General features: G+C 63.0%; 16 protein-coding genes and 1 tRNA gene. 11 read left to right on the forward strand and 6 right to left on the reverse strand.

The features are described 5' to 3' along the window. Window positions 1–217 precede the first annotated feature (217 nt). Entirely contained in the window at window positions 218–628 is a 411-nt protein-coding gene (locus LB518_RS02030) for a hypothetical protein (RefSeq protein ID WP_224572451.1), read from the forward strand. Window positions 629–633: 5 nt separating this feature from the next. On the opposite strand, the gene LB518_RS02035 is transcribed toward LB518_RS02030, so the two are convergent. After that, window positions 634–930, reverse strand: a complete 297-nt coding sequence (locus LB518_RS02035; RefSeq protein WP_224572452.1) for a hypothetical protein — start codon at window positions 928–930, stop codon at window positions 634–636. An 83-nt stretch (window positions 931–1013) separates the two neighbouring features. On the opposite strand from LB518_RS02035, the gene LB518_RS02040 reads away from it, so the two are divergent. The 3 genes from LB518_RS02040 (at window position 1014) to LB518_RS02050 (ending at window position 3139) form a co-directional block, all read left to right on the forward strand. Then, a complete protein-coding gene (locus LB518_RS02040) occupies window positions 1014–1385 on the forward strand; it encodes a YciI family protein (protein WP_224572454.1) in 372 nt (123 codons plus the stop codon). Beyond that, entirely contained in the window at window positions 1382–2647 is a 1266-nt protein-coding gene (locus LB518_RS02045) for an RNA polymerase sigma factor (protein ID WP_224572456.1), read from the forward strand. The genes LB518_RS02040 and LB518_RS02045 overlap by 4 nt, the downstream gene beginning before the upstream one ends. A gap of 90 nt (window positions 2648–2737) precedes the next feature. Beyond that, window positions 2738–3139 (forward strand): VOC family protein, encoded by a 402-nt coding sequence (locus tag LB518_RS02050; protein WP_224572458.1) that lies wholly within the window; start codon window positions 2738–2740, stop codon window positions 3137–3139. Window positions 3140–3207: 68 nt separating this feature from the next. Here LB518_RS02050 and LB518_RS02055 read toward each other — a convergent pair whose 3' ends face one another. After that, window positions 3208–4248, reverse strand: a complete 1041-nt coding sequence (locus tag LB518_RS02055; RefSeq protein WP_224572460.1) for a glutamine synthetase beta-grasp domain-containing protein — start codon at window positions 4246–4248, stop codon at window positions 3208–3210. Window positions 4249–4737: 489 nt separating this feature from the next. Here LB518_RS02055 and LB518_RS02060 point away from each other — a divergent pair, with 489 nt between their 5' ends. Further along, on the forward strand, window positions 4738–4941 hold the full coding sequence (locus LB518_RS02060) for a DUF2735 domain-containing protein (RefSeq protein ID WP_224572462.1): 204 nt from the start codon (window positions 4738–4740) through the stop codon (window positions 4939–4941). A 123-nt stretch (window positions 4942–5064) separates the two neighbouring features. Here LB518_RS02060 and LB518_RS02065 read toward each other — a convergent pair whose 3' ends face one another. Further along, window positions 5065–6111, reverse strand: a complete 1047-nt coding sequence (locus tag LB518_RS02065) for a Gfo/Idh/MocA family protein (protein WP_224572464.1) — start codon at window positions 6109–6111, stop codon at window positions 5065–5067. A 308-nt stretch (window positions 6112–6419) separates the two neighbouring features. Between LB518_RS02065 and LB518_RS02070 the strand changes: the two genes are divergently transcribed. Then, a complete protein-coding gene (locus tag LB518_RS02070) occupies window positions 6420–6890 on the forward strand; it encodes a L,D-transpeptidase (RefSeq protein WP_224572466.1) in 471 nt (156 codons plus the stop codon). Here LB518_RS02070 and LB518_RS02075 read toward each other — a convergent pair. Further along, window positions 6880–7629, reverse strand: a complete 750-nt coding sequence (locus LB518_RS02075; RefSeq protein ID WP_224572468.1) for a Crp/Fnr family transcriptional regulator — start codon at window positions 7627–7629, stop codon at window positions 6880–6882. The genes LB518_RS02070 and LB518_RS02075 overlap by 11 nt on opposite strands. A gap of 130 nt (window positions 7630–7759) precedes the next feature. Between LB518_RS02075 and LB518_RS02080 the strand changes: the two genes are divergently transcribed. Further along, complete coding sequence (locus tag LB518_RS02080) at window positions 7760–9961, forward strand: ice-binding family protein (protein WP_224572470.1); 2202 nt, start codon at window positions 7760–7762, stop codon at window positions 9959–9961. A 164-nt stretch (window positions 9962–10125) separates the two neighbouring features. Here LB518_RS02080 and glnA read toward each other — a convergent pair whose 3' ends face one another. After that, a complete protein-coding gene (gene glnA, locus LB518_RS02085) occupies window positions 10126–11535 on the reverse strand; it encodes a type I glutamate--ammonia ligase (RefSeq protein ID WP_224572472.1) in 1410 nt (469 codons plus the stop codon). A 115-nt stretch (window positions 11536–11650) separates the two neighbouring features. Then, window positions 11651–11989 carry a P-II family nitrogen regulator gene (locus LB518_RS02090; RefSeq protein WP_073051175.1) on the reverse strand — a complete coding sequence of 113 codons (339 nt, stop codon included), beginning with the start codon at window positions 11987–11989 and terminating at the stop codon, window positions 11651–11653. Window positions 11990–12268: 279 nt separating this feature from the next. On the opposite strand from LB518_RS02090, the gene LB518_RS02095 reads away from it, so the two are divergent. The 4 genes from LB518_RS02095 (at window position 12269) to LB518_RS02110 (ending at window position 16175) form a co-directional block, all read left to right on the forward strand. Then, window positions 12269–13741, forward strand: coding sequence for an NAD(P)H-hydrate dehydratase (locus LB518_RS02095; RefSeq protein WP_224572474.1), 1473 nt, complete (start codon window positions 12269–12271; stop codon window positions 13739–13741). A gap of 59 nt (window positions 13742–13800) precedes the next feature. Next, window positions 13801–13885, forward strand: a tRNA-Leu gene (locus tag LB518_RS02100). A 72-nt stretch (window positions 13886–13957) separates the two neighbouring features. Continuing rightward, window positions 13958–15313 carry a trigger factor gene (tig, locus tag LB518_RS02105; protein WP_224572483.1) on the forward strand — a complete coding sequence of 452 codons (1356 nt, stop codon included), beginning with the start codon at window positions 13958–13960 and terminating at the stop codon, window positions 15311–15313. A 226-nt stretch (window positions 15314–15539) separates the two neighbouring features. Then, on the forward strand, window positions 15540–16175 hold the full coding sequence (locus tag LB518_RS02110) for an ATP-dependent Clp protease proteolytic subunit (protein WP_224572485.1): 636 nt from the start codon (window positions 15540–15542) through the stop codon (window positions 16173–16175). Window positions 16176–16389 lie beyond the last annotated feature (214 nt).

Here is a 16389-nt window from a genome sequence, read left to right on the forward strand (position 1 = left end):
CGGGATGGTGGTCCGGTCCGGCGTGGCGTCGAGCGATGTCTCGACATGGGCGGGGGGGGCCTTCGTCGTTTTCGGATCGTGGCTCAACGCGAACTCCAGCTTGTTGTCACGGTCAAGTCTAGGCTATCGCGCCGGCATTGAGCACCCCCGTATGCGAGCTGCTCCCGCCGCGTTTGCAACGGTGCTACATTCCTCGCGCATTTTCGGGGAGTTTTCGATGCACAGGCTATTCAGAATTCTGGTGCTGACATTGGGTGTACTTGCCACCGTCGCGCTGCCGCTGCTGGCCGCTGCGCCGGCCGAGGCGCGTGCCGCCGCCGCCTGCGGCCCGCGGGGCTGCGCGGCAGCCGGCTGCGGTCGATATGGATGCGCCGCCGGCGCAACCCGCCGTCCGGCTTATCGGCCGGCGCCGGTCTACCGCCATCCGGTCTATCGCCCGCCGGGCGTCGTGGTGGTCAATCCGCGCCGTTACTGGGCGCCGGGCGGCGCCGTTGCAGCAGGCGCAGCGATTGGCTTCATTGCTGGCGCTGCCGCCGTCTCGGTAGCGGGCGCTGCGCCGAAGCCCGGCTATTGCTGGTATTATACCAACCCGCAGAAGACGACCGGCTTCTGGGACGTTTGTCCCTAGGAAGATCAACGGACGGCCGGCTCATCCGGCCGGCCGTCCCGTCCAAGCGTGGACCGGTGCCCCCATTGATCGGTCACCGGCCCCTTCCTTCGTGGAATTACATCTTCCATCTGCAGCCCGGTTCTTTGCCGGCTGGTGCTGGGCAGCGCGCGGTGTCGGTCGTCTCGAAAGCCTTCGGCAATTGCACGAAAGGCTTCGGTGAACGCCAGCTTCGTCATCGAGAAAAACGATCGGATCGGCAGGATCTGGCGTGCCGGGTCCGACACTCCCCCCTTGATCGCGACAGCAAGTTGCGCTGGCATCGGCAATCGTCACTCATTCTGTGATCATCTGTCGGTCGGCGGTCGTGCCAATCGTCCTAGCTTCGATGTGGAAGGGAACACCCATGCTCTACGCCATCCTTTGCTATCATTCCGAAGATGTCGTTGGTTCCTGGACCAAGGAGGAGGATGCGGCCGTCATGGCAAAGCTCGCCATCGTCCAGCAGAAGCTGGCCAGCGAGGGCCGGCTCGGTCCCGTGGCACGGTTGCTACCGACGACGGCCGCGACGACGCTGCGCAAGGATCAGGATCCTCCGCTGGTTCTCGATGGCCCCTTTGCCGAGACCAAGGAGCAGCTCCTCGGCTTTTATCTCGTCGAGGGCGGCTCGCTCGAGGACATTCTCGACACGACGCGCGAACTCGCGGCGGCCAATCCCGGCGGGGCCTATGAGGTTCGGCCGGTCGGCGACTTCTTTCCAGGGGCATTGAGACCGTGACCGATATCGGCTGGATCGAGACGGCGGTTTCGGCGGCGCGCCCCAAGGCGATCAGCGCGCTGCTCCGCTATTTCCGAGACCTCGACATCGCCGAGGAGGCTTTCCAGGAGGCTTGCCTCAAGGCGCTGAATCTCTGGCCCCAGAACGGGCCTCCGCGTGATCCCTGTGCCTGGCTAATCTTCGTTGGCCGCAACGCCGCCATCGATGTCGTCCGCCGACGCAGTCGCGAGGCCGAGCTTCCCGAAGAGGCGGTGCTGTCCGACCTCGGGGATGCCGAGAGCTCGCTGGCTGACAGGCTCGACGACGCGCATTATCGCGACGATATCCTGCGGCTGCTCTTCATCTGCTGCCACCCTGACCTCGCCGCCACGCAGCAGGTCGCGCTGGCCCTCCGGATCGTCTCCGGCCTCACGGTGCCGCAGATCGCACGGGCCTTCCTGGTCGGGGAGAGCGCGATGGAACAGCGCATCACCCGCGCCAAGAGCCGGGTGGCAAAGGCGGGCGTGCCGTTCGAGACGCCAGGCCCGATCGAACGCGCCGAACGTCTCGCGGCAGTCGCGACCATGATCTACCTCGTCTTCAACGAGGGTTACTCTGCCGCGTCCGGAGATATTGCCCGCGCGAGGCTCTGTGACGAGGCGATCCGGCTGGCGCGGCTGTTGCTGCGCCTCTTCCCGGCAGAGCCCGAAATTATGGGCCTGACGGCGATGATGCTGCTCCAGCACGCTCGCCTTGCCGCCCGCTTTGATGCGGATGGCGCCGTCGTCCTGCTCGACGATCAGGATCGAAGCCGCTGGAACGGCGCCATGATTGCCGAAGGCCTTGCGCTGATCGACAAGGCGATGCGCCATCGCCGACCGGGATCTTATCTCATCCAGGCAGCAATCGCCGCGTTGCATGCGCGCGCCGCGCGACCGGAGGATACCGACTGGCCGCAGATCGATCTTCTCTATGCGACGCTGGAGCACATCCAGCCCTCGCCGGTGGTGACGCTGAACCGAGCCGTCGCCGTCTCCAAAGTCGCAGGACCTGAGGCGGCGCTGGCGATGATCGATCCGTTGGCTGATCCGCTCGGCGGCTATTTCCATTATTTTGGCCTGCGGGGCGCGCTGCTCACTCAGCTTGGGCGCGTCGACGAGGCGCGCGACGCCTATGATCGGGCGATCGCGCTGGCGCGGACAGCGCCGGAAGCGGCCCATATCCGCATGCATCTCGACCGTCTGGCGGCGTCGCCGGCAACGATACCGGCCTCCGGCGGTTGAACGGCACTTCTGTCGGTTCGCGACCCGTTTGATCGTCCTTGCAGTGAAGCTGGCCGAAGCGCGGCTTGGCTCGACATGAAGGAGCAGAAGATGACCGAGACGACGGCCCCATCCAACACGATCGTCGGCGTTGTGCCCTATCTGAGCGTCGACGGCGCCGTGAAGGCGGCTGAGCTCTATATGCGGGCGTTCGGCGCCGAGGAGCTCATGCGCCATCCCGTCGACGATCAGGGACGCACCATGCATATCCACCTTAAGATCCACGGCGGATCGGTCATGCTGTGCGACTTCTATCCGGAGCATGGCTATCCGCCCGTGCCGCCGCAGGCTTTCACGATGCATCTGCAGGTGGCCGATCCGGACGTCTGGTGGAACCGCGCCGCTGAAGCGGGCCTCGAAATCGTCGTGCCGCTGGAAAAGATGTTCTGGGGTGATCGCTACGGCCAGCTCAAGGACGCCTTTGGCGTCCGCTGGTCGATCGGGGGCACCTGAACCTCCACTGCAACGAAAAACGGCGGCGCGGATCGCTCCGCACCGCCGTGTCAGTCGTTCCTGTCTGATCAGGCAGCGGCAGTCGCCTCGCTCTCGATCGACACTTCCGAGATCGTCTTCAGGATCTGCGAAGCGATCTGGTAGGGGTCGCCCTGAGAATTCGGGCGGCGATCTTCGAGATAGCCCTTGTAGTCGTTCTTGATGAACGAGTGCGGGACGCGGATCGAGGCGCCGCGATCAGCCACGCCGTAGCTGAACTTGTTCCACGGGGCGGTCTCGTGCTTGCCAGTCAGGCGCTTGTCGTTGTCCGGACCATAGACCGCGATGTGGTCGTGCAGGTTCTTCTCGAAAGCCGCCATGAGCTGCTCGAAATAACCCTTGCCGCCGACTTCACGCATATATTTGGTCGAGAAGTTGGCGTGCATGCCCGAGCCGTTCCAGTCCGTGTCGCCAAGCGGCTTGCAGTGGAACTCGATGTCGACGCCGTACTTTTCGGTGAGGCGCAGCAGCAGGTAGCGGGCCATCCAGACTTCGTCGGCCGCCTTCTTGGAGCCCTTGCCGAAAATCTGGAATTCCCACTGGCCCTTCGCGACTTCCGCGTTGATGCCTTCGTGGTTGATGCCGGCCGCGAGGCAGAGCTCAAGATGCTCCTCGACGATCTCGCGTGCGACATTGCCGACATTCTTGAAGCCGACGCCGGTGTAATACGGACCCTGCGGAGCGGGGTAGCCGCTCTCCGGGAAGCCGAGCGGGCGGCCGTCCTTGTAGAAGAAATATTCCTGCTCGAAGCCGAACCAGGCGCCGGCATCATCAAGGATCGTGGCGCGCTTGTTCGAGGAATGCGGCGTGACGCCATCGGGCATCATGACCTCGCACATGACGAGGGCGCCGTTCTTGCGGGCAGGATCAGGATAGACAGCGACCGGCTTCAGCACGCAATCCGAGCTGCGGCCCTCGGCCTGCATGGTCGACGAACCGTCGAAGCCCCAAAGCGGAAGCTCTTCAAGGGTCGGGAATACGTCGAACTCCTTGATCTGCGTCTTGCCACGCAGACTCGGAACGGGCGTGTACCCGTCGAGCCAAATGTACTCCAGTTTGAACTTTGTCATTTAGGTCTCTCGTTAGGTGATGACGCAAAGCGCCCCAGAACCTCTCGCTGCCAGCCCGCGGCCTGCTCGGATCGCTAGCGCCGTCCATGATGAAGCATTTTGCATGCCATTCTACGCGGCACGGCGTCGCGACCGGTTCGCCGGCGGATGAATCGACAGGCATGCCGCATTCTACGGCGCCGCTGCCGGGGGTGGGGGCCGCGATTGGGGCAGTAGATACGCACCGTTCTTGAGCGCCAAAAAGCGGCATGACGCATTGTGAGGCAGCAGGGCGCGTCAAAACGCCCATGCAGCGGGCGGTGCAGCGCCGTCGCCACGAGAAGCACCATCCAGCGACTGCTGATCCGAGCACCAAAAGTCATGGTTGATCATATTGTAGTCAACTGCTGCATATTTTGCATCTTTATAGCGCAAGACGTGTGCAATCCATGTTATGAATCACCATATGCAGTGACCAGCGGATGACCGCGCAACAATGGAGTGAGTGCAGTGACTGCAAGTGTTCAAAGAGAATCTGCGAAGATCTATGAATTTCCCACTGGTGGACGTGCAGCACGTGCGCGCGGTCTTGAGGCTCATCTCGGCCTGACCAGCATCGAGCGCGAAATGGCGTCGCTGCCGAATACGGTTTATGGCGACAGCTGGTATCACGATGTGGCCATCGACGAAGACGACACGGCCGGCCGCCACTGATGCCCGCACCGGATGCAGACGGCCACAGGCGACGATCCGCTTCGTTGGAAGAAGAATTCAAAGGGCCGATGCAGCTGATGCATCGGCCCTTTTCGTTTCGGCCCGCCAGCTGATCCGCCGCGTCTAGGGATTGGCAGGCGCCGCGCTGAGCGGAGGACGAACAGCGGGATCATAGCTTTCGCTCTCGACGGCGATCCGCGTCCCGCTCTTGAATGACCGGATGGCCGCGTCGGCGAGCATCAGCGCCCTTCGCCCGGCCCGCGCATGCACCGGCGGCGGCTCACCCGCCTGCAGCGCGGCGATCACGGCGTCCATGTGCGCATCGAATGTCAGGTAGAAGCTGCGATCGCGATCGTTGAAATAGCCGGCCTGCCAGACTTCCGCCGTTTCGCTGCCGGCGGCGTTGAAGGTGAACCGTCGCACGGTGTCCTCGATCAGGAGACGGCCAGCCGTGCCGCTGATCTCGACGCGGTGCGTATCGGGATAGGCGTAGGAGGTGTCATAGGAGCCGATCAAGCTTCCTACCGCGCCATTTGCGAACCGCAGCGACAGCGCCATCGTCCGGAACGTGCCTGCCTCGGTGATGTCGGTCATCTCGGCCATCACCGAAACGATCGGCCCGACGAGGAACTCCAGCATGTCGAAGCCGTGGCACTGCGTTTCGATCAGATTGTTGAACGGATGGCTGAGTCCGCCTTCGCCGCCGAAACGCCAACTGGCAAAGGTCATGGCGCCGAGCCGCCCCGCATCGATGGCGTGGCGGGCCATCACGACAGGCCGCGCGTAGCGGTGATTGAAATTGATCGCGAAGAAGAGATCGCGCTGCGATGCCGCCTCGATCAAGGCGTCGGCCTCGGCAAGATCGAACACCAGCGGTTTCTCGACAAAGAGCGGGATGCCCGCTTTGATCAGGTCCAGCGTCGGTGCGAAATGCTGTTCGTTGGGCAGCGAGACGCAGATGAGATCGGGACGCTCAGCCTCGATCATCGCGGCAACGTCCGTGTAGCCGCGAACGCCGAATGCTTCCGCGCGCCGGGCGACACGCTCCGGATTTCGGCCGACCACGGCCCGGAAGTCGACATCCTCGCGCGCCGCCAGCACACGCGCATGCTGCAGGCCCCAGTTACCGACACCGACGACGGCGATCCTCAAGCGGTCATGAGCTGACATGGTTTCCCCCAGATGGCGCCAGCCAGAGTGCGGCGGGCGTTTCGCGGCTATCAAGAAGCGTGACCGCCGCGGAGACCGGCATGGCCGGACCGCTGTTCAGCCTTGGGCCCGCGAAGGACGACCGGCAATTCCGGTCGGTTGACAATCGCGTGTATCTAGTCGCCAGCGAAGCTCGTAACGTCAAGCACATGACGACAGGGATCGATGCTTCGTGAAGGGGCATCAAGACAGGAATCGGGAAAGCCATCTCAGCACAGAAGACTATCGTTCGCACGGCCGGCTGGCGCCTTTGCTGGGCGGCCCTCCTCATGAGCCTCGCCGCTGCCACAGGCGCCTCGGCAGGCGAGGTCGTATCCTTCGACAGCGCTGGCGCCGTGAACGGGACGATCATCGTCCACACGAAGGAGCGCCGGCTCTATCTCGTCGTCGCCCCTGGCGTTGCCATGCGATACAGCGTCGGCGTTGGCAAGACCGGGCGCCAGTGGAAGGGTGCTTCCTCCATCAGCGGCAAATATCTCAAGCCGAACTGGGAGCCACCGAGCGAGATCCGTCGCGACAGTCCGACGCTGCCTGAGATCATTCCATCCGGATCGCCTCAAAACCCGATGGGCGCCGCCGCCATGACGATCGCCGGCGGTCTCTATGCCATTCACGGAACGAACAAGCCGGCTTCGATCGGCAAATTCGTGTCCTATGGCTGTATCCGGATGTTCAATGAGGACATTCTCGATCTCTTCGACCGCGTCAGCGTCGGCACGCCGGTCGTCGTCACCCCCTGAACCTGGGTTCGGCGCCCTGCGGTTGCATGATGGACGCCGCGGGGAACGCGCCGGACTCATGTTCTGAAGGGCGGCCGGTATCGTCGGGTTCGTCGACGAGAACGTTCAGCAAGGACGCGTGGATCTCAAGTTGAGCCTTGTAGCTGATATAGCCCAAACGCCTGAATTTGTTCATGAAGAAGCTGACGCGCGAGCGGGTTGTCCCGATCATTTCCGCCAATGTTTCCTGGCTGATCTTCGGGAGTACAGGCTCGACAGGGGTGTCGCTGCCATAATTGGCTAGCAGCAGCAGCGCACGCGCCAGGCGTTTTTCGCTGGAATTGAACAATTGGTCGACCAAGTCTTCATCCGCGCGAATGGACCGCTTGAGCATTCGCTCGAGAAAGAATCGCGAAAACGCAGGATCGGTCTGGAGAAGCGCTGAAATCGAATCCTGATCGAACCGTGTGATCGCGCAATCGGTCAGGGCGGTCGCGGTCGCCATGCGCCGGGTCTGTCCCGCGAGGCAACCTTGGCCGAAGAATTCGTCGCGCCCGAGCAATGCGATGACGACTTCTTTGCCGCCTGAAGACGCGACCGTCAGCTTGATCTTTCCGCGGCGGATATAGAAAACCGACTCGGCGATCGAACCTTGCGTGAAGAGTGTGAATTTTTTCGGATAGTTCGAGAGAGAGCGTCCCGATCCAGCGATATTGAGGAAATGCTCGCTGTCTACATCAGGCGGGTCTTGGAGTGTCACAAATATATCCCTGTCTTGGTTATTCGCTTTTTTGTCGTTTATTGAGAAAATAGTGAGCTATCCTGCTCATAATAACTTCGTGAAACCCGGTAAGTTCCATAAATATAAATTGGCGCCCGGGGATATAAATATGAAGCATCTGGAGACGACAAATCTAGCCAGAACTGCGTTGGCATTGGCTGGAATCACGGTTGCCGGCCCCGCCGTTGTGCATGCGGAAGATTTGTCGAGCTTCGCGATTCTCGCCGGATCGACCATTACCAATACCGGAACAAGCGTGATCAGCGGCAATATCGGGCTCAGCCCGGGCACGGCGCTGACCGGCTTTCCGCCGGGCGTCGTGGTAGCGCCGTCAGCGATCCATCTCAATGATGGCGTTGCCGTTCAGGCCAAGGTCGATCTCGTGGCCGCCTATAACAATCTCGGCAATCGTCCTGCGACGTCAGATCTGACCGGAAAAGATCTCGCCGGCCTTGTACTGGCTCCGGGCGTGTATTCGTATAACACCTCGGCGCAGTTGACCGGAACCGTCACCCTCGACGCCAAGAACAATCCGAACGCCATCTTCATCATCAATGTCGGCAGCACGCTGACCACCGGTAGCGGCTCCAGTGTGGCGCTCATCAATGGTGCGCAGGCTAACAATGTCTACTTCGTGGTGGGCAGCTCGGCGACCCTCGGAACCTCGACGTCTTTCGCCGGCCAGATCCTGGCGCTGACCAGCATCACGCTCAATACCAGCGCCAACGTGCTGTGTGGTGCGGTGCTGGCGCGAAACGGTGCGGTCACGCTCGACACCAACCGGATCTCCGTGTGTACGGTCAACAAGGCGACCTTCGGCGCCGTCGTCACCACGCCGACCGATACGGGTGGCGGCACGCCCACGACCGGCGGCACGCCGACCACAGGTGGTACGCCGACCACGGGTGGTACGCCCACCACCGGGGGAACGCCCACCACCGGGGGAACGCCAACGACCGGCGGCACGTCCACGACGGGCGGCACGCCTGCCACCGGTGGCACGGTTGGAGGCGCGACGTCTGGCGTTGGAGGCACGACTACACCCACCGCCGGCGGTGCGTCGACGCCTCCTGTCGGCAGCAATGTGGTGAATGTCGCCGGTGCGCTCGATAGCTTCGTCGCCGCAGGCAATACGGCACCGCTGGTTCTCAATCTCCTGACCGCCGACCAGTTGAAGACCACCTTTTCCGAGATTGCCGGCGAGACGAGCACGGCCGTGGCGCCGGCCGGCAACCAGGCGATGAATGCCTTTCTGACCGAGATCTTCAGCCGCCTCGGCGACCAGCATGGCGCATTCGGCACCAATCAGCCGGTCCCGCGCGAGAGCGACAAGCCGATGACGGTCAAGGCGCTCGGTTACGTCACGGAGGATCCCCGGATCCAGCAGGCGGCAACGACGATTTCAGCGGTCGAAAAGCTGCCTGCGAGCGCCTATGTCGATCCCCGGCCCATCAGTGCCTGGCTGGCCGGTTATGGCGACCAGAGCTACACGGATGGTGATGCCTATGACGGCTCGCATGATCGCTCGATCAGCACGGTGGGCTTTGCTGGCGGCTTTGACTATCTCGTCAGCCCGGACACGCGAATCGGCCTCGCCGTTGGCGCCGGACGAGCCGATTTCGCTCTCTCCGACGAACTTGGAAGCGGCAGTTCCGATATCTATCAGGCGGCCATCTATGGGCGGACGAATTTCGGCCAAGCCTATGTCTCGACGGCGCTTGCGACCGCCTGGAACGACGTGTCCACCGATCGCAGCATCAGCACTGTCGGCTATGACCGCTTCACCGCCGATTTCTCGGCCTATGACGTGGCCGGCCAGATCGAGGGCGGTTACCGATTTGATCTTCCCGCCATGGCCGGCGTTCCGGGCGCAGGATGGGTCACACCCTATGCCGCGCTGCAATTGCAGGCGTTCTTCACCCCGGCCTACGGCGAGACCAGCTATTCGGGGGCCTCGCCATTCTCGCTCGACTATGGCTCGGACACCACCACCATGGCGCATACGGAACTCGGCGTGCGCCTCGGTCGCAGCTTCGTTATCGATCAGGGATCGACGCTGGCGCTCAGGATGCGTCTCGCCTGGGCGCATAATGAGGGCGGCAACGCGCTCATCGACGCAAGCTTCCAGACGCTGCCCGGATCGGATTTCACCGTGAGCGGTGCCAATATCGCGTCCAATGCCCTGCTGGCGTCGGCGGGTGCGGACATCAATCTCTCGCAGGGCCTCTCGGTCGGCGCCTATTTCGACAGCCAGCTGTCCGACTCGTCGCAGACCTATGCCGGCACCGGCCGCCTGACCTACTCCTGGTAGGCGCTCGTCCAGAGCGCAAAAAGAAGGGCAGGCAGCGGAAACGCTGCCTGCCCATTTTCTTGTCTGCCCCATCCCGCGCCGTGCTGGTTATCGGCACTGCCCCGGCAGGAAAGGGCGACGAAGCCGTGCGGAAAGCCGCTGACTCCGCCGCGTTCGCGTTCTGATCAGACCGAGAAGTACATCTCGAACTCGATCGGATGCGGCGTCATCTCATAGGCCATCAGTTCCTCCCACTTCAGCTCGATATAGCTCTCGATGAAGTCGCGGGTGAACACGTCGCCGGCGAGCAGGAAGGCGTGATCCTTGCGCAGCGTGTCGAGCGCCTCGCGCAGAGAGCCGCAGACCGTCGGGATCTTCTTCAGCTCCTTTGGCGGCAGGTCGTAGAGATTCTTGTCCATCGCCTCGCCGGGATGGATCTTGTTCTTGATGCCGTCGAGGCCGGCCATCAGCAGCGCCGAGAAGGCGAGATACGGATTGGCGGTCGGGTCGGGGAAACGAACCTCGAGGCGCTTGGCCTTCGGCGACGTGGTGTAGGGGATGCGCACCGAGGCCGAGCGATTGCGCGCCGAATAGGCGAGCAGAACAGGTGCCTCATAGCCGGGAACGAGACGCTTGTAGGAGTTGGTCGACGGATTGGTGAAGGCGTTCAGCGCCTTCGCGTGCTTCAGGATGCCGCCGATATAATAGAGGCAGGTCTCCGAGAGGTCGGCATACTGGTTGCCGGCGAACACCGGCTTGCCGTCCTTCCAGATCGACTGGTGCACATGCATGCCAGAGCCGTTGTCGCCGAACACCGGCTTCGGCATGAAGGTTGCCGTCTTGCCATAGGCCTGCGCGACCTGGTGGATGGCGTATTTGTAGATCTGAAGGTGATCGGCGACGCGGGTCAGCGGCGCGAACTTGATGCCGAGTTCGTGCTGGGCCGACGCGACTTCGTGATGGTGCTTCTCGACCGAGACGCCCATCGCCTTCATCTGGGCGAGCATCTCGCCGCGGAGATCCTGGTAGGCGTCGATCGGCGGAACCGGGAAATAGCCGCCCTTCTTCTTCACGTGATGGCCGAGATTGCCACCCTCGTAATCGGTGTCGGTATTGATCGGCAATTCCTGGTCGTCGAGCTTGAAGCCGGTGTTGTACGGATCGACCTTGTACTTGACGTCGGAGAAGATGAAGAACTCGGCCTCAGGACCAAAATAGACGGTGTCGCCGATGCCGGTCTGCTTGAGATAGGCCTCTGCCTTCTTGGCGATCGAGCGCGGATCGCGGTTATAGCTCTCGCCCGAGATCGGATCGATGATGTCGCCGACGATGACGAGTGTCGTCTGCGCGAAGAACGGATCGATGAAGGCGGTGTCCGGATCCGGCACCAGCGTCATGTCGGATTCGTTGATCGCCTTCCAGCCGGCAATCGACGAGCCATCGAAGGCCGTGCCTTCCGCAAAGATGTCCTCGTCGATCAGATCGATGTCGAAAGTGACGTGCTGCCACTTGCCGCGCGGGTCAGTGAAGCGGAAGTCCACATATTTCACATCCTGATCCTTGATCAGTTTCAGGATGTCCTTGGCGGTCGTCATGACGGGTGTCCTCTCTCAGACTCAAGGGGCCGGCACGGCCCAAAGGCACTGCCGGCTCCCAGCGGATACGGTCCAAGAGATTATCAGGGCTGGCGGAGCTTGCCAGTGGGGAACGTCAGATTGCGTCGAGGCCGCTTTCCCCGGTGCGGATACGAACCGCTTCCTCGATGTTGGAGACGAAGATCTTGCCGTCGCCGATGCGGCCGGTCTGGGCTGCTTTACGGATGGCATCAACCGCGCGCTCGACCAGGTCGTCGCCGAGGACGATCTCGACTTTCACTTTCGGCAGGAAATCCACGACATATTCGGCGCCGCGATAGAGCTCGGTATGGCCCTTCTGACGGCCGAACCCCTTGGCTTCCGTCACGGTAATGCCCTGGAGGCCGACTTCCTGCAGCGCTTCCTTCACTTCATCGAGCTTGAACGGCTTGATGATCGCTTCGATCTTTTTCATTGCCTCCGCATCTCCGATGCTGACCTGGCCCCGGCCGTATGACCGGCCCATATCCCAACGCTTGCAGGCTCCGTGCCATCTCTGCGCCGATCACGAAACGCCGAAAAATCGGGCTTCCAGATTTCGCGATCAGCGCATAGCGGCAATGAAGCGCGGCTTTGGCGGTGCATCAATAGGCAAATGAACAAACTGTGTGCAACAGATGGCTTTTCCATCGTCGCATCGACCTTGTGAGGCTAAAACGGGACGCCGCCGCCATAGCTTTGCGAGGACGACCGAATGAGCGAATTGCTGACGCCTGCCGAGATGGGCGCCGCCGACGCCGCGACCATTGCTGCGGGCACCTCCGGCCTCAAGCTGATGCTCGCCGCCGGGCGCGCGGTCGCCGATGTCGCTACGCGTCGACCGCTCGGCACGCGGGTCGCGATCGCCTGCGGCCCCGGCAATAATGGCGGCGATGGCTTCGTGGCGGCCGAGATCCTCGTCCAGCGCGGCTACCGCGTCAGCCTCGGTCTCCTCGGCCCCGTCGCGGCGCTGAAGGGCGACGCGGCGCTGGCGGCGGAGCGCTGGAAAGGGGAGGTCGTGCCGCTTTCGGCGCTCGATTTCGCCAAGGCCGATCTTGTCATCGACGCGCTGTTCGGAGCCGGTCTCGATCGGCCGCTGACGGGTGAAGCGGCCGAAGCCGTCAGGCGCATGAATGCCGCGAGTGCCGAGATCATCGCCGTCGACCTGCCGAGCGGCGTCAACGGTGCCACCGGCGCGGCGATGGGCGAGGCGGTCCAGGCCGACGAGACGGTTACGTTCTTCCGGCCGAAGCCGGGTCACATGCTGTTGCCGGGCCGTCTTCGCTGCGGCCGCCTGTCGGTGGCCGATATCGGCATCAGTCCAGATGTCCTCGCCGCGATCGCGCCGCGCGCCTTCCAGAATCGCAAGAATCTCTGGCTGCCGCATTTTCCTGTCCCGCGGATCGACGGGCATAAATACGACAAGGGGCATCTCGTCGTCGTTTCCGGCCCGGCCTGGCATACGGGTGCGGCGCGCATGGCCGCGCGGTCGGGTTTGCGCATCGGCGCCGGGCTCGCGACGCTGGCCTCGCCGGTCGACGCTTTGCCCGAGAATGCCGCTCAACTGACTGCGATCATGCTCCGGCCGATGGATGGCGCCGCCGGTCTGGCCGAGATCCTTGGCGATGAACGGCTGAACGTCGTCGTGCTTGGTCCGGGCCTTGGTGGCGGCGATGCGACGCGCGCCTTGGTCGAGGCTGCGCTCGCCTCGGAAGCCGCCGTCGTGCTCGACGCTGATGGCATCTCGGCCTTTCGCGAAGCGCCGGAACGGCTGTTCTCTGCCATTGCCGGGCGCCAGGCGCCGGTCACGCTGACGCCGCATGATGGCGAGTTCGCGCGCCTCTTCCCCGATCTCGCCGAGGAGCCGGGCAAGCTCGATCGGGCACGCGCGGCCGCAGAGCGGGCAGGGGCAGTGGTGCTGCTGAAAGGGCCGGATACGGTGGTCGCGGCGCCTGACGGACGCGCCTCGATCGCCGACAACGCGCCGCCCTTTCTCGCCACTGCCGGGTCAGGCGATGTGCTGGCCGGAATGATCGGCGGGCTGCTGGCGCAGCGCATGCCGGCCTTCGAGGCGGCAAGCGCTGCGACCTTCCTGCATGGCGATGCGGCCCTCGTTCTTGGGCGCGGTTTGATCGCCGAGGACCTGCCCGAGGCGTTGCCGCGGGTGTTCCAGCGGCTTTTTGATTGACCCGACCCTTGCGGATGCTATAGAGGCGGCGCCTTGGCCGGACCAATAAAACGGCAGCTGCGGGCGTGGTGGAATTGGTAGACACGCTGGATTTAGGTTCCAGTGGCTTGCGCCGTGGGGGTTCAAGTCCCTCCGCCCGCACCAAAGCGCCGCGAAGAAGACAAAAACGGCGGCGATACGCCAATTCAACAATCGACGACACGGAAAGCGCTGAACATGCAGGTGACCGAGACCCTCGCAGAGGGCCTGAAACGTGAAATCAAGATCGTGGTCCCCGCGACTGAACTCGACAGCCGCCTTTCGGCGCGTCTCGAAGAGCTCAAGGGCCAGGTCAAGCTGAACGGCTTCCGCCCCGGCAAGGTGCCGACCGCGCATCTGCGCCGGCTCTACGGCAAGTCGGCGATGGCCGAGATCGTCCAGAACATCCTGAACGAGACCGCCCGCAAGACGATCGAGGAGCGCGGCGAGCGCGCCGCCATGCAGCCGAATTTCGTGCTGCCGGAGGACGAGGCCGAGGCGGGCGAGGTTCTGGAAGGCAAGAAGGACCTTGCCTACACGATGACCTATGAAGTGCTGCCGAGCTTCGAGCTGGGCGACTTCGCGGGCATCAAGATCGATCGTCCCGTCGCAGAGATTTCGGACGCCGAGGTCGATGCCGAGGTTGGCAAGCTGGCCCGCGATTCGGCCGACTTCCAGCCGAAGGACGGCGAGGCCGCCGACGGCGACCGCGTCACGATCTCCTATGTCGGTAAAATCGACGGCGAGCCCTTCGAGGGCGGCGCCGACGAAAACGGCCAGGTGACGATCGGCTCGGGCCGCTTCATCCCCGGTTTCGAGGAACAGCTCGTCGGCGCAAAGGTCGGCGAGGAACGTGTCCTCAATGTCAGCTTCCCCGAGGAATACGGCGCCAAGCATCTGGCCGGCAAGGCCGCGACCTTCGACGTTGTCGTCAAGGAAGTGGCGTCGCCTGTCGAAGCTCAGCTCGACGATGAATGGGCCAAGAAGTTCGGCCTCGAATCGCTCGAGAAGCTGCGCGAGACCATGCGCGAGCAGATGCAGAACCAGCTCGGCGCGGTCACCCGCACCAAGATCAAGCGTCAGTTGCTCGACAAGCTCGATGAACTTCATGCATTCGAACTGCCGCCGACCATGGTCGAGCAGGAGTTCCAGAATGTCTGGGGCCAGGTGACGCAGGATCTCGAGCGCTCGGGCCGCAGCTTCGCGGACGAAGGCACCACCGAAGACGACGCCAAGGCCGACTATCGCAAGATTGCCGAGCGCCGCGTCCGTCTCGGCCTCGTGCTCTCCGAGATCGGCGAGAAGGCGAATGTCCAGGTCACCGACGAAGAGGTGCAGCGCGCCCTCGTCGACCGGATCCGCCAGTTCCCGGGCCAGGAGAAGCAGGTCTACGACTTCTACAAGGAAAATCCGGAAGCGCTGGCCAGCCTGCGCGCCCCGATCTTCGAGGAGAAGGTCGTCGACCACGTGCTGACGCTTGCCGACATCACCGATCGCAACGTCTCCCGCGAGGAACTGATGAAGGAAGACGAGGACGCCGAGGCGAAGGCCTGAGCGCGTCCTGACTGATCGCCTTTCGGCGCCGCGGCCTCATCGCCTCGGCGCCGTTCATCCGGCCGCGGGATCGTCGCGGCGGCGCTCTGCGAGGGCGCCTCTTCCGAAGCGGTACCGGCTACCATATGTATGGTCCTCCAACGCCCCGGGATTCGGTCGAACCGAGTGAGGTCGGCCGGGGCGAATGGGCGGAACCTGTGGCAATTCGAGACGCCGAAGGAAGATCATGAGAGACCCCATCGACCTCTATATGAACACGCTCGTGCCGATGGTCGTCGAACAGACGAACCGTGGCGAGCGTGCCTATGACATCTATTCCCGGCTGCTCAAGGAGCGGGTGATTTTCGTCACCGGCCCGGTCGAGGACTACATGTCGACCCTCATCACCGCGCAGCTTCTCTTTCTCGAGGCCGAAAACCCGAAGAAAGAGATCGCGATGTATATCAACTCGCCGGGCGGCGTGGTGACATCGGGCCTGGCGATCTATGACACGATGCAGTTCATCAAGCCGGCCGTGTCGACGCTGTGCATTGGTCAGGCTGCCTCAATGGGCTCGCTGCTGCTGACGGCCGGCGAAAAGGGCCTGCGCTTCGCGCTGCCGAACGCCCGCATCATGGTGCACCAGCCTTCGGGCGGTTATCAGGGCCAGGTGACGGACATTCTCATCCACGCCCGCGAGGTCGAGAGCCTCAAGCGGCGCCTGAACGAGATTTATGTCCATCACACCGGCAATGATTACCAGACGATCGAGCATGCGCTCGAGCGTGACAATTTCCTCGTTGCGGATGCAGCGGTGGAGTTCGGCCTCATCGATCAGGTGCTGACCAATCGCGACGCGCTCGACCAGGTGAAGAAGGACTGATCCGGCTAAGCCGGAAGCCTCTGTCGATGGCTGGCCTGTGATCGGGTCTCGATTTGGCCAGCCTCGACGTTAAGTATGTCTTGATCAAGTCCCGACTAGCATGGTTGGATCGCAATCAGCCGATTGCGTCCGTCGGCTAGGGGCTTTAGACGGCCGGATTCCGGTCAAGAGGTCGGAAGGATCGAACCGACTGACATGTGAGATGAGTCGTCCC

The sequence above is a fragment of the Mesorhizobium sp. BR1-1-16 genome (assembly GCF_020165495.1).
GTDB lineage: Bacteria > Pseudomonadota > Alphaproteobacteria > Rhizobiales > Kaistiaceae > Kaistia.

What these genes read in the sequence shown, in the direction of transcription:
- glnA (WP_224572472.1), bottom strand. Translation starts at nt 11,535, where the DNA reads ATGACGACCGCCAAGGACATCCTGAAACTGATCAAGGATCAGGATGTG.
- LB518_RS02090 (WP_073051175.1), bottom strand. Translation starts at nt 11,989, where the DNA reads ATGAAAAAGATCGAAGCGATCATCAAGCCGTTCAAGCTCGATGAAGTG.
- LB518_RS02030 (WP_224572451.1), top strand. Translation starts at nt 218, where the DNA reads ATGCACAGGCTATTCAGAATTCTGGTGCTGACATTGGGTGTACTTGCC.
- LB518_RS02050 (WP_224572458.1), top strand. Translation starts at nt 2,738, where the DNA reads ATGACCGAGACGACGGCCCCATCCAACACGATCGTCGGCGTTGTGCCC.
- tig (WP_224572483.1), top strand. Translation starts at nt 13,958, where the DNA reads ATGCAGGTGACCGAGACCCTCGCAGAGGGCCTGAAACGTGAAATCAAG.
- LB518_RS02070 (WP_224572466.1), top strand. Translation starts at nt 6,420, where the DNA reads ATGAGCCTCGCCGCTGCCACAGGCGCCTCGGCAGGCGAGGTCGTATCC.
- LB518_RS02035 (WP_224572452.1), bottom strand. Translation starts at nt 930, where the DNA reads ATGCCAGCGCAACTTGCTGTCGCGATCAAGGGGGGAGTGTCGGACCCG.
- LB518_RS02040 (WP_224572454.1), top strand. Translation starts at nt 1,014, where the DNA reads ATGCTCTACGCCATCCTTTGCTATCATTCCGAAGATGTCGTTGGTTCC.
- LB518_RS02055 (WP_224572460.1), bottom strand. Translation starts at nt 4,248, where the DNA reads ATGACAAAGTTCAAACTGGAGTACATTTGGCTCGACGGGTACACGCCC.
- LB518_RS02065 (WP_224572464.1), bottom strand. Translation starts at nt 6,111, where the DNA reads ATGTCAGCTCATGACCGCTTGAGGATCGCCGTCGTCGGTGTCGGTAAC.
- LB518_RS02110 (WP_224572485.1), top strand. Translation starts at nt 15,540, where the DNA reads ATGAGAGACCCCATCGACCTCTATATGAACACGCTCGTGCCGATGGTC.
- LB518_RS02095 (WP_224572474.1), top strand. Translation starts at nt 12,269, where the DNA reads ATGAGCGAATTGCTGACGCCTGCCGAGATGGGCGCCGCCGACGCCGCG.
- LB518_RS02080 (WP_224572470.1), top strand. Translation starts at nt 7,760, where the DNA reads ATGAAGCATCTGGAGACGACAAATCTAGCCAGAACTGCGTTGGCATTG.